At 35.2% G+C, this 13,973-nt stretch carries 7 protein-coding genes; all 7 read right to left on the reverse strand.

Annotated features, from left to right (window positions below; genetic code table 11):
- Window positions 1-9 precede the first annotated feature (9 nt).
- The 7 genes from BUE84_RS17210 to BUE84_RS17240 all read right to left on the reverse strand — a co-directional run bounded on the left by BUE84_RS17210 (window position 10) and on the right by BUE84_RS17240 (window position 13,969).
- Window positions 10-2,901, reverse strand: a complete 2,892-nt coding sequence (locus BUE84_RS17210) for a SusC/RagA family TonB-linked outer membrane protein (protein WP_079242754.1) — start codon at window positions 2,899-2,901, stop codon at window positions 10-12.
- 887 nt (window positions 2,902-3,788) lie between these two features.
- Entirely contained in the window at window positions 3,789-5,717 is a 1,929-nt protein-coding gene (gene nagB, locus BUE84_RS17215) for a glucosamine-6-phosphate deaminase (RefSeq protein ID WP_079242755.1), read from the reverse strand.
- A gap of 101 nt (window positions 5,718-5,818) precedes the next feature.
- On the reverse strand, window positions 5,819-6,745 hold the full coding sequence (locus BUE84_RS17220) for an NAD-dependent epimerase/dehydratase family protein (RefSeq protein ID WP_079242756.1): 927 nt from the start codon (window positions 6,743-6,745) through the stop codon (window positions 5,819-5,821).
- A 143-nt stretch (window positions 6,746-6,888) separates the two neighbouring features.
- Entirely contained in the window at window positions 6,889-7,803 is a 915-nt protein-coding gene (locus tag BUE84_RS17225; protein WP_079242757.1) for an NDP-sugar synthase, read from the reverse strand.
- 663 nt (window positions 7,804-8,466) lie between these two features.
- The gene (locus BUE84_RS17230; RefSeq protein WP_079242758.1) at window positions 8,467-9,228 is read right to left on the reverse strand and encodes a LytR/AlgR family response regulator transcription factor; all 762 of its coding nucleotides are present in this window, start codon (window positions 9,226-9,228) and stop codon (window positions 8,467-8,469) included.
- A 79-nt stretch (window positions 9,229-9,307) separates the two neighbouring features.
- The gene (locus BUE84_RS17235; protein ID WP_079242759.1) at window positions 9,308-10,627 is read right to left on the reverse strand and encodes a RagB/SusD family nutrient uptake outer membrane protein; all 1,320 of its coding nucleotides are present in this window, start codon (window positions 10,625-10,627) and stop codon (window positions 9,308-9,310) included.
- Between the two features lie 12 nt (window positions 10,628-10,639).
- Complete coding sequence (locus BUE84_RS17240) at window positions 10,640-13,969, reverse strand: SusC/RagA family TonB-linked outer membrane protein (protein WP_079242760.1); 3,330 nt, start codon at window positions 13,967-13,969, stop codon at window positions 10,640-10,642.
- Between the last annotated feature and the right edge of the window lie 4 nt (window positions 13,970-13,973).

Below are 13,973 nucleotides of genomic sequence, written 5' to 3' on the forward strand. Positions count from 1 at the left end.
CATGTTAAGTTAAAAGGTTGCATTTATACCAAACGATACGGTTTTTAAATTCGGATATGTAGCACGGGCACTAGCCATTTCAGGATCAAAATCTTTCACCCTTTTGTCTCCTCTCAGCGTAAAGTAATTTTCTAAGTTTGTATATATTCTGAATTTTTTCAATCCTATGCGGTTAACTACTTCCTGAGGAAGAGAATATCCTAAAGTAACAGACTTGATTCTGAAGTAACTTGCATTAAAAAGCCAAAAATCTGAAGTAACACCTATATTCTGAGTTCCTCCTCCAGCCGGCAACACTCTATGGTACAAAGCATTAGGGTTTGGGTTTTCAGGAGTCCATCTGTTATCTAAAACATATTGCTTTACCCCTGCACCATTGAAAAATGCCTGAGAGGATTCTTTATCCAGATATACCTGAACATTCGCTACCCCTTGCCCCACTACACTGAGATCAAAATTTTTATATCTACCTCCTATGCTTAAACCATACGTAAAACTGGGAACATCATTTCCTATTACCGTTCTATCGTTTTCATTAACAACTCCATCTCCATTAATATCTACATACTTTATATCGCCAGGCTGAGAGGAACTGTATAATTTGGGATAATTATTATTAATATCTTCCTGGGTCAAGAGACCAGCAGTTTTATATCCGTAGAAATCACCAATTGAACCTCCTACCTGTGCTATCCAATAGTCATTGTATAGAGGTTTGCTATTGACAAGGGAAAGGATATTATTTTGGTTTTTAGCAAAATTAGCATTGATGTAAAAGTCTCCGTTTTCAAAATTTTTATTGTAACCCAAAGTAACTTCTATCCCTTTATTTTGTACGTCACCCGCATTAATTGGTGGTGTTTCGTTTTTGTCTGGATCACTGTCTATGAGTACACCTGTTTCATATGGTAATTGATTTTTCATTAAAGCACCTTTTGTAAGGCGGTTATATAAATCTACTGAGAAAGTGAAAGTATTGCTGAATAAAGATCCGTCCAGACCTATATTTTTGGTAACAATTTTTTCCCAACCTATATCAGAAAAACCAAGTCTGCCTGGTACCACTATCCCTACTATAGCATTTCCCAGAACTGAAGAACCATTATTCATATAGGTCTGACTATCATAATAACCAATAGTATTAATAGATCCGGCACTACCATAAGAACCTCTCAATTTCAGGGTATTAATAAAATTCAGGCTTTTAATAAAATTTTCTTTATCTAACCTCCAGGAAGCCATAACTGCCGGAAAATAGCCCCACCTGTTTTCTTTAGCAAAACGCGAAGATGCATCTGCCCTTATAATACCTTCTAGAAAATATTTTTCCTGATAATTATAATTGATACGGGCGAAAGCAGACTGGAAAGCATATTGCTGAGTATTAGATTTCAGTTCATCTAAGGTTCCGTCAAGAGTACTTAGAGCACTTAAAGAATGCAATCCATCTTTTGGTATATTAGATTTTTTACCTTCTATTGTTCTATTGGTATAGTCCTCATAAGAAGCACCTCCCAAAACTTTAAAATAATGTGATGATATATTTTTTTCATAGCTAATCAGGACCTGAGTATTGAGTAATTCATCAGTTTCCCATTTTTCTTGATAGTTGTTAACTGCTCTCGCAGTTGCACTAATAGGAGCTTTCGTTAAAAAATTGTACACAGGGTTTAGTGTATTTATAAAAGAACCTGAGCGGTAATTCCAGTTGGAATAGCTGATTTGAGCATCTATATTTAATCCTTTTACAGGAACGTAGTTTGCAGATAATGCTCCCATAAATTTTTGATCATTTGATTTAGAATCTCCACCTTCTATGTTATTTCTTACGGGGTTGGTATTTGCAAATGTATTATCTACTTTACCCGCATTCATAGATCCCCACCATCCATTGGATTGTCTTACCGCCATGGTAGGGGATATTCTTGCCAATTCTATCGTATTAATACCACCTCCCTGATCATTGATCATTTGTTTAATAAATGATATATTAGAATTTACTGTAAGTTTATCACTTAATTTAGAGGATGTATTTGTTCTAAAAGAATACCTCTCCATACCTTTTGTAGGGGACAGAGATTCCTGTTTCAAATACCCTAAACTTGCAAAATAACGAGTTTTATCTCCACCAGCTACATTAATCTCATTATTAAGCACATTGGCCATTTTTCTGTAAGTTTCTTTATACCAGTCTGTGTTAGGGTATCTGTCTAAATCTGTACCTGCAGCTGTAAGGTCTATTTGCTCTTGCTTGTACTGAGAAAAATGACCAACATTATTATTAGCATTATAATATGCTTCATTTTTTAGTTTCATATATCCAACAGCATCTACGTATTTAGGTAAATAAGTGGGAGTCTGATAGGCATTATACATATTATAACTTATACTCATCTTACCTCCACCACCTTTTTTGGTCTCGACAAGAACTACTCCGTAGCCAGCTCTTGTACCATAGATAGCTGCTGAAGCATCTTTTAATATGCTTATATTTTCTACATCAGCCGGACTTAGCCTGGAAAAGTCTGCAGCACTTGAGAGAATACCATCTATAATATAAAGTGGTGAATTACCTGCAACACTCCTTCCCCTTACATTTAAGTTTGGAACAGACCCTACATCTCCTAAAGAAGATTTAATTGTAACTCCGGGTAAAGCACCTTGTATACTGGCGGTTAAACTTGTTGTTGGGCGATCCTGTAGTATCCTTTTGTCAACAGAAGCTATAGATCCGGAAACAGTTCCTTTTTTCTGTTTTCCATATCCTACTAAAACAACTTCTTCCACGTTTTTTACTTTCTTCATGATAGTGTCCGAAGGTTTGTTTTTAGTTTCTTGTGCATGTACTAATGATACAGAGGACATTAGGACTGCACTCAAAATAATCTTTTTTTTCTTCATGTTTTTAACTTTTATGGGAATATTATTCTATCTAAGGGGAAATTATTTTCTAACTAGTTGTTTGTTTTATTTTCCTTTGCATGAGGGAAACCATCTGTTACTAAAACATTAACTATTTGTTACCCAAATGTATATTTTTACTTTACACCTCCATACTGGTAACCACCAGTTTTTAACCCTTTACCACCAGTTTGGAAATGATTAGAATATGTCTTGTTAAAAAGACTTCTGTAAATTGATGATGGTTGACAAACTTAATTCCTGCTTTTTACTTAAAAAAAACAAACCCAACACATTGATAACCTAAACAATAACAGTGTTCTTATTTTATTTTCAGTAGATCAACGATCAAATATTAATGCTAATTTTTAAAGGTTAAAAAATGTCCATTAAACAAGTTTTGGAATTAATTTTCAAACTTTTCAGGCAACATTTCTCACGCAAAAAATATGTTTTACTAGCTTCTGTTTTGTGTTTTTAATAATGAATAATACGCCAAAGAACGTTGAAGGATATCTTCAGCATCAGTGGCTTTACAACTTTTTTGGATTGCAAGAAAAAGAATTGTGAATAAGTTTAGAAAGGCCAAGACCATCATTAATTACTTCAATAAGATATACAACAAGGTGTATCTAAATTAGATTTATAGATTTTGTATTGGTGAAGAATTACTTCCTATCAAAGCATGGAATAGAGTGCAAAGAATTTCGATTATAACTACCCAATAACTTTGCAAATTGTCTAAAACTTCTGCAATATATCCTTGAAATATAGACGTAATGACACCTTTCACAAACCTTTAGGAAGTGAAACTTGTTATGCATCATTTACGGTATTTACCAGAACTTGTGTTTTTCTGTTTACCCTGTTTATTGAATTTTAATTTTTTAGAATTTCCACCTTACAAAAGCTTCCATGGCAGCATAAGTAGCAAGCCCCATTTTATGATAGGTCTCTGCTGTTTCTTTGTTTCTTTCTTCAGCTCTTTGCCAGAATTCTCTCATGTCTGTTCCCTGGAATACGACTCCGTCTTTTTGAGATTGATGCTTGAAAATTCCATAGCGTTTCTCCAAAATCTGGTCCGGGCTTAATGGAACTGCCATTTCTATTTCTTCTATAGACCATTCTTTCCATGCTCCTCTATATAGCCATAACCAACAATCTTTCATGTATTCCTTTGATTTTAAATTTTTAACAGATTCAAAAACAGCATCTAAACATACTTTGTGTGTTCCATGAGGATCTGCTAAATCACCAGCTGCATATATTTGATGTGGTTTTACCCGGTCGATTATATCTGTTACAATTTCTATATCTTCTGTACTCAATGGTTTTTTTTCTATTCTGCCTGTCTCATAGAAGGGCATTTCCAAAAAATGAATCTGGCTGTCTGGTATTCCCACGTAATAACAAGTAGATTTTGCTTCTCCTTTTCTTATTAACCCCTTTATATGTCTTACTTCAGGAATGTCTACATCACTATTTTTCTTATTTTGCAAAAACTTGATGGCTTTGTCAAAAATCTTTTGGGCTGCATTATTTTCAATGCCAAACATTTCGTTGTAATCACATACAAAATTTGCAAACCGCAATGCTTCAGAATCTGCTACGGCTATATTTCCGGAGGTTTGATAAGCAACGTGAACCTCGTGCCCTTGTTGATGCAGCCTTATGAAAGTTCCGCCCATACTAATAATATCATCATCCGGATGTGGACTGAATATAAGAACTCTTTTCTTCGCCGGAGCTTTCCTTTCTGGCCTATTGCTATCATCTGCTCCTGGTTTACCTCCTGGCCATCCCGTTATGGTATGTTGTAATTTATTGAAAATTTGAATATTGATATTGTAGGCTGGTCCTTTATCTGCCAACAGATCGCTCATTCCGTTTTCTATATAATCCGAATCGGTAAGCATCAATATTGGTTTTTTTATTTTTTGGGCTAACCCCAAAACTGCTTTTCGGATTAATGTATCAGTCCATTCTATTTTTTCCACCAGCCATGGAGTATTAATTCGGGTAAGTTTATGAGCTGCTGCCTGATCTAATACAAAAGTAGCGTTTTTGTGTTCCTGCAAATAAGAGGCTGGTACCAGATTGGTAACTGGGCCTTCTACAGACTCTTTTATAATATTTGATTTAGATTCACCCCAGGCTAGTAGTATTACTCTTTTCGCTTCCATTATTTTCTTCACCCCCAATGTAATAGCTGTTCTGGGAGTATTTGACAGTCCTAAAAATTCATTGCTTGCTGCTACTCTTGTGATATGGTCTAAAGCTACAAGACGGGTTTTGGAATTTTGTAGGGACCCCGATTCATTAAATCCAATATGACCATTACCACCAATACCCAGAATCTGCAAATCTATCCCTCCCAAGGCTTCTATTTTAAGTTCATATTCTGTACAATAATCTGCTATTTCTTCTTTGGATAATATTCCGTCAGGAATGTGATAATTTTCAGGAAGAATATCTACTTTATCAAACAATAACTCTTTCATAAAACGAACATAACTATGTACAGAATCTGGTTCCATAGGATAATATTCGTCAAGGTTGAAAGTAATTACGTTTTTGAAACTCAGACCTTCTTCTCTGTGCATTCGCACCAGTTCGGCGTATAAGCTCTTGGGTGAGGAACCTGTAGCCAACCCTAAAATACAAGGCTGCTTTTGAGACTGTTTTACACGTATAAGGTCAGAAATTTCTTTTGCTACAGATTTTGAAGCAGAAAGCGAATCTGTGAAGATAACTGTTTCTATCTTTTCAAATCTTTTTTCAAATCCTGTGGAGAAATCTATTGTGCTTTTCAACATATTGATTTGGTTTTGGTAAGTATTAAAATTAAATTTTTATATAGAATTTTTATTTCTAAATTTTCAATTATTTATTTTTTTTAGTTAAAAGACTACTATTCTTACCCTTCACTATTTCTTCTATCATAATATTCTATTGTTTCTAATAATGCCTGGTCTAAAGAATAAAGAGGTTTAAATCCTAATTGTTGAAACTTGGAAGGATCAGCTGTAGAATGCTTAATATCTCCTGCCCGTTCTTCGAAAAAAACAATTGGTGATTTTGAATTAATAATTTCAATAATCTTTATAGCAAGCTCAATAATAGAAGTACTCTGTCCTAAAGCAATATTATAAACGGAAACTCCTTTTTCTGATGCAAAAATATTAGCACGAACTATATCTTTTACATAAATGAAATCTCTGGTTTGATGTCCATCTCCATAAATAATAATCGGTTCATTTTTTAATGCTTTATTTATAAAAATGGGAACGGCAGCTGCATAGGCAGACTCAGGGTTTTGTCTCGAACCAAAAACATTAAAATATCTCAATGAAACAGTGGGTATTTGCCATTGTTTTTGATACATGTCCAGGTAATATTCTCCATCCAATTTAGTAATGGCATAAGGAGTCATAGGTTTTGGAACCATGCTTTCTATTTTAGGAAGAATAGGATCATCTCCATAATTAGCAGCAGAGCTTGATAAAATAACCTTACAGCCATAATTATTTTTAGCAGCTTCCAAAACATTAATTGTTCCATGTGTATTGATATCTATACACTCTGAAATATTGATTAAAGACTCTGGTACGCTTACTAATGCTGCAAGATGAAAAATAGCTGTGGTTTCCTGTGCACATTTAAAAAGAAGGTTTTTATCTCTGATATCTCCATTGATAAATTCAACATCTAATCCTTCCAGATTTTTTTTAATTCCTGTTCTTAAATTATCTAATACGATAACATGATGCCCATTTTTTGATAGTTCCTCAGCAATATGGCTTCCGATGAATCCTGCTCCACCTGTAATGAGATATTTTTTCATAAATCAAATAATCATTTCATTATATTATTGCTCTGAGCTATCTATAGGTTTTAACTAACTGTTTTTGGTATAGGATAGCGTAGGCCATTTCTAATAAGTACTCGTTAAGGAAATAGGATAAAAGGACTGGTTACAATGCCAGATTATTCCCATAAATTCTCCGGATACAGCTTCTTCATTCTTAATTCTGAAATCCTTTTTTGTACAATTTCTTTATCTTCAGGATAGGTAACTCCAAACCACCTGTCATTAGATTTCAATAATTTTACGTTAACTTTTCCGGATGCTATACTGTCGGCAACCAAAGTTGGCAAATAGTATTCTGCTTTTAAACTCTCTTTATTTTTCTCTAAAAAACGCTTAAAAGAATCATTGCCAAATTCAAAACACCTGGGTGTGAACCCCCAAAAATTCATAGATACTGTTACCTCCTCTTCAATTGTTGTAAAACTCTCGTCTTCTTCTTTGTACCTTAGCCCGTTTTCACTTTTCTCTATATATGTTCTTTCAGTTACATTTAATAAGTTTCCATTACAATCTACATCACATACTCCTCGGGAAACATAACCATGATCAGAAACTGTATTCTTCAGTAAATAGCCTATCATACTAAAATTATAAGAGTTAATGTCTGTTTTTTTAAGAAAATCATACATCACCATAAAGGCATCTCTTCCATAAAAATCATCAGCATTAATAATGGCGAAGTTTTCGTGTACCACATCTTTAGTAAGCAGTAAGGCATGCCCTGTTCCCCAGGGTTTGATACGTTCTGCATTTAGATATTTCAGAGGGACACTATCAATCTCCTGATACACATATTCTATCTCAGCTTTTCCTTTTATTTTTTTTTCTATTAATGACTTAAATTCAATTTCAAAACTTTTACGAATAATGAAAACAAACTTCTTAAAACCAGCCTGCAATGCATCATATAAAGAAAAATCTATAATTGTATCTCCCTGTGGAGTAAATATATCTAACTGTTTAAGACCTCCATATCTGCTGCCCATTCCGGCTGCTAAAACGATGAGTGTAGGATGGTGATTTGTATTCATTTCTTTAATAAATTTATTTTTGAGTAAGTATCTTGAAAATTATAATCCCTATTCCGGGATTTTCTTATGCAATCTTAAAGTTTCATACAAAAATCACTACAAATTCATAAAATGAAACCTTATACAAAACTTATATATTTTCAATAAAAAACAAAAATAACAGGTACTACAGAGATACACCACAATATTACACGATTGATTTACAATAATTTACCATTATAAAAACAGATAATTATGATGATAATAATGAATTTGTTCCAATTTTTTATGACCAGAAAATCACAGAATCTTGTAAAAATAATAAGAAGTAATAAGGTTTAATTTAAAGTTATGGGCTGTTCGCAGTGAGTGAAGTTTTAAAAACGAAAGCAAAGACTGCAAATAAAAATTTTGCTGAAAAATTATTATTAATTCATTAATTCGTGTATTGTACCCAAACAATTAATAATTTTCAAAATACTGAATAACAACAAATTAAACTTAAAAATAAATAAAGTAGTACCGGTGTAGTAGATCTTTTTTTATTATTTTGATTAATAATTTTCACATTTGAGATCAATTAATCAGATAAAATCGAATGGTAAGAAATGTTTCGGGTATTTTCTGACTACACAGTAAAATAACTGATTAATGATCATTCATTTCTGTAGCCCAAAAGTAGAATTACTTATTCAGCCAGCTTAAGCATTCAGCGATTTGCATTTTACTGATAAAAATTTCAGTATTCACTTCCGGTTCCGGTGAGAGCCTAAGTTCTACTTTCTGGCTGGAATGTTTGATAATTTCTGAAACTGCGTCTTTATTGATGATAAACTTGCGGTTTATTTTAAAGAAAATTTCAGGATTCAACTTCTGAATAATATCTTTAATGGTATCATCATAAATATAGGTCTGATGATCTTTAGTAGTGAGGAAAAGGTATTTCCCGGATGCAAAAAAATAAGCGGTGTTATGTTCGTCTATTGATTTGAGTTTATTCCCCTCTCTTACCATAAAACGTTTCATGACCTCATCGCCTGCCTGTCGCAGTGATGAAATAGATTTAAGTACAGGTTCAGGGTCGAAATTATTTCTTATGGAAATAAATTTTTGTAAAGCTTTATGCAAATCTTCTTCCTCGAAAGGCTTCAGAAGATAATCAATGGTGAAATGTCTGAAAACCCTCATCGCATATTCGTCAAATGCGGTAATGAAAATAATCGGGGTAAAAAGCTCTATCTGTTCAAAAATTTCCAGGCTCATTCCATCTCCAAGATGAATATCCATAAAAATGAGATCTGCCGAATCTTTCTCAAAGAAATCAATTGCCTGTTTTTTGGAACGAAGAATAACAGTCTCTGTAACAGGGACAATGTTCTGTGTATCTAAAAGATTTTTCAGATAATTCACAGCCAGCAGCTCATCTTCTATAATGGCAATTTTCATAACGATGCAAAAGTACAAAAAAACCGCTGAAACAATTAAGTTCAAGCGGCTTCCTCTGTATTGAATTTGATATGAAGTTCTATAAATTAGGGTTATTCTTCTTCGCACTCATTGGATATTCAATAGTATATCGCGGATCATTCTGCTGAAGAATATACTCATTACCACTAATGGTGTGGCTTATTTTTTTCTGATTTGCTCTTCTTAAGTCGAACCATCTTTGGCCTTCCAAAGCAAATTCTCTGAATCTCTCATCCAGAATAAAGGTCATAAATGCTGCAGAATCCATTGAGTTTACTGCATTTTGTACTGAAGTATATCCATCCGGAGTATATCTGTTTTTTAATACTTTCAGAAGTGTTTCTTTAGCTTCTGCCAGTTTATTCAACTTTAATAATGCTTCAGATTTTATAAAGTATTGTTCAGCTGTTCTGAAAGATACTTTAAATTCTAAACTTCCTCCTTTGGTGACTTTATACTTACTACCATTTTTTTCAAAATACATGCCAAACCTTTTATCTGCCGTAGAATTGTATGAAGAAATCAATTCCGGAGATGCAAAAGATAAATTCTTTATAGAGTTATCCCATGTATTATCCAAAGCCATGATAGACTCCGGAGAAGCATAATGGTTGGGTGGTGTGTTGACAGTATTTAAATTGCTCAAATCTCCTTTTACTGCCAATACCTGATCTGCATAGTTTAAAGCCTTATTCCAGTCTCCTTCATATAGAGCGGCTCTTGCCTCAAATGCCAGCAATGCTGTTTTTGAGAATCTATAATTGACTCCCAGTACCTGTTTCTGCTCCACCATCAGATCCTCAGCCTTTTTAAGGTCTGCATGAACCTGTGTATATACTTCCTGTACAGAAGACGGCTTCAATACCTGCTCAAGATCAATTTCAAGATTGATAGGAACTCCTCTGTCAGTAGAAGCTGTAGCACTATTGTACGGCTTTCCATATAAATTCACCATATCAAAATAAAGGTAAGCACGAAGAGCATACGCTTCTGCTAAAATCTGGTTCTTTTCAGGAGAGTCCTGCATGGTTTTGCTTCCTTCATTGATAATCTGATTCAGATAGAAGTTCACGGAATAAAAGCTTACCCATGGAAATTCTGTAGATGCCTGATCATTGTTAGCGTCTTTCCACATCGCAATTTCACGATAGGAAATAAAATCTGTTGAATTATCATCAATACTCACCTCATCGGTACGAAGTGCCACCAGTGATTTGTGAACAGGATATTTTGAATACGCAGATGTAAGGACTTTTCTATAGTCTTCAGTAGTCGTAGGAATCACTTTCCCTTCAGGCTGAATATCTAAAAACCTGTCGCATCCGATACTGCTAAAGCTGATTGCTGCAAGTGCTATGATTGCTGTAATTTTTCTCATTTTTCTCAAGTTTTAAAAAGAAACATTAAATCCTACGGTCACCGACTTGGTGATAGGCTGTGCATAAATATTACCATACGTTTCCGGATCAAAATATCCGTTATATCCGTTACTGAATACAAACAGGTTACGCCCTTCAACACTCAGTCTCAAACTTGTGATTCCCATCGGATTTGTAAATTCTTTAGGAAGTGTATAACCCAAACGGATACTGCTGATTCTGATATAGCTGATTTCTTTTGCCCATACATCCAGTAAGCTGTAAGCATTTGAACGGTTTCCGGTAAACCATTTATTCGCCATCCATCCGTCCGGGTTAGCTTCCATATCAGGACTTGTAATTCCCGGAAGCGAACCTCCAGCTTCATAAATATCTCTTGTGTAGTTTCTTCCTCGGTCTAACTCCATACCTCGGTAAGAAGGAGTTCTCATTACCGTCTGCTTCAGGTTGAATGTTGCAGAGATAGTAAGGTCAAAATTACTTACTTTAAATGTGTTGATAATACCTCCGGTAAATTTCGGATCTCTGTCTCCCACATAGGTAAACAAGCTTCTTAGCTCCGCATTTGAAAGTTTGGTATCAACAAGCTGCCCTGGTAGGAAATCTGCATATACATCATATAACTTAAAGAATTCTGCTGCTGAAATCTTCTGATCTCCTTTCCAGAATAATGGGTTTCCCTGTTCATCCATTCCTGCAGTTTTCAAAGCAAAAACAGCATTTACAGGAAGTCCTTCTCTTGAGGGAAGCAATGCATTATCACGCGGCTGCTCGCTCAATACTCTACTCTTGTTGTGAGCAAAGTTGATGGTAGTTGTCCATTTGAAATTATCATGATTGATGTTTCTGGTAGATATGGCCAATTCAAAACCTTTATTGGTTAAGCTTCCCCAGTTCATCATCGTATATTCGAAACCAGTTTCCAAAGGAGTTTCTTTCATACTGATCATATCCGTTCCTTTTCTGCTGTAGACATCAGCGGTAAGGCTTACACGGTTATTGAACAATCCTAAATCAAGTCCTAAGTTGGTATTGGTAGTTTTTTCCCATCTCAATTTATCGTTTGGAGGGCTGAGAACATTGATAATGGATTCTTTTCCTCCCGGAAGAATGGTGGCATCGTTATATTCACCGATAAAGAATGGTGAAGTGTTTCTGTCAATATTTCCCTGAAGACCATAAGATGCTCTCAGTCTCAGGTTGGAAACTGCAGAAATATTTTTCATAAAGTCTTCCTTCGTTACCAGCCATGATCCTGAAACGGCCCAGATTGGAAGGTATTTATACTTTTTGTTAACCCCGAAAAGGTTAGTTCCATCATATCTTACACTTCCGAAGAATGTATATTTCTGATCGTACGTATAAGAAGCTGTAGCAAACATAGACGCATAAGCATTCTCTATAGGAGCTGCTTCACGGTAGGTTTCATATCTTTTGTCCGCTGCAAAACTTGAATTCGGGAAAACGATTGCTGTGGCTCTTCTTGTTGCAGGATCGTATCCGAAAGCCCTTGTGATAGTCGTGTTATCTTCTGTTTTACGGATTTCTGTACCTGCCATCAAATCAATTTCATGCTTATTGATCTTTGTGCTGTACGCTGCCTGCAATTTCCAGTTGTACTGGAAGAAATCATTATCCCAGTTTTGCTTTACCGCACCAGCCGGTAGAAAGTAATTGTATTTACCGTCTTTGTAGTAACGGGTATTTTCTCTCATTTTTCTGGTGAAGTAGGTATTCTCTGCTGCAAATTTCTCTGTTTTATTAGCATCATACTGAAGACCCAACTGAGAGGTAAATCTTAAACTTTTTGAAGCTTTGTATTCTAAATCTAAAATCGCTTTCAAAGAGTTATTTTTGAGAGAATAGTTTGTATTCTCTCTTTCTTCAAGGAAATTGAAAGGAATATAACGGTCTTCAAAACCATCCATATCTTTATCATAGTTGTAACTTCCATCTGCATTAAAAGGTCTAAGATATGGATTAGCATTTCTTGAATAGTTAACCGGGTTTATTGAAGCATCAGCATCCGTTACAAAAGATGTACGTTCACTTTGCGTTCCGAAAATAGAGATTCCTGCATTTAACTTATCGCTTAATTTATAATTATTTTTTAAAGTCAGGTTATAACGTTTAAAACCTGTCCCGATAGTTGTTCCTTCTTCATCATAGTATCCCAGAGAGAAATAATAATCTGCACGATCACTTCCTCCGGAGACACTTAATCCGTATTGTTTGTTGATGGCATTTCTGTACAATAGTTTGCCCCAGTCTGTGTTGTTATTTCTTAAACCATTAATCTGCTGGCGTGTGAATGAATTCAACGCATCAAAACCTCCGTTTCTGAAAGCATCAAGCTGGGTGTTCTGAGTCAGAATTCTCATTACTTCTCCTTTATCTGCACGATACGTAAGATCTGCACGCTTGGCAAGCATCAGTTCCAGATCTACTTTTTCAGAGGCATTTAAAAGGTTTAGTTTATCAAAGTCAGGACGTGATGTAACGAAAGTATCTGCTGAGAAATTCAGTTTCAGACTTCCTTTCTTTCCTTTTTTAGTGGTAATGGAGATAACACCGTTTGCTGCTCTTGCTCCATAAATAGCTGTTGCTGCAGCATCTTTAAGGATGGTAATATCTTCAATATCATTCGGGTTTAAGCCCGCGATAGAGAAGTTCTGAAGCTGGTCGATATTGTCTTTATCGGTAAAGTTCGGAACATCATTTCCTTCTAACGGAAGACCGTCAATTACCCATAACGGGTCCTGAGGGCCGGAAAGAGAAGCAGTACCTCTGATTCTGATCTTCGCCGGACTTCCCGGAGCTCCCGTTTCAGGAGTTACAGCCACACCGGCAATCTGCCCTGCCAGCATCTGATCTACACTGGCAACACCAGCCTGACTGATGTTGTCCATTTTCACTGTAGAAACCGCTGAGGTCTGCTTACGCTTTTCAATTTTCTGATATCCGGTAATGATAACTTCCTGGATTTTATTTTTATCTGAAATCTCAGAAGTCAGTCTGATGGTATAGTTGGTTTGTCCTTCATTAAGCTGAATAACTCTGGATTCGTAACCTGGATAACTTACCAAGACTGTTTTTGTATCTTCAGGAATTTCCAGAATGAATTTTCCGTCCTTATCGGTTACTGTACCTACTGATACACTTTCGATAATTCCTGCTAATTCTGTTTTTGTAGAGACCGACTGAGTCTCTATTTTTATAGATGCACCGGTAATAATGTTAGATGTATTTGCATCTTCAATTTTCCCGGTGATGGTTTTCTTTTGCTGGGCCATTGCTATATTAGCAGCCAAAAGAGGTAAAAGTATTAGAGTTTTTTTCATTGCC

It is taken from the genome of Chryseobacterium indologenes (assembly GCF_002025665.1).
GTDB classification, from domain to species: Bacteria; Bacteroidota; Bacteroidia; order Flavobacteriales; family Weeksellaceae; genus Chryseobacterium; species Chryseobacterium metallicongregator.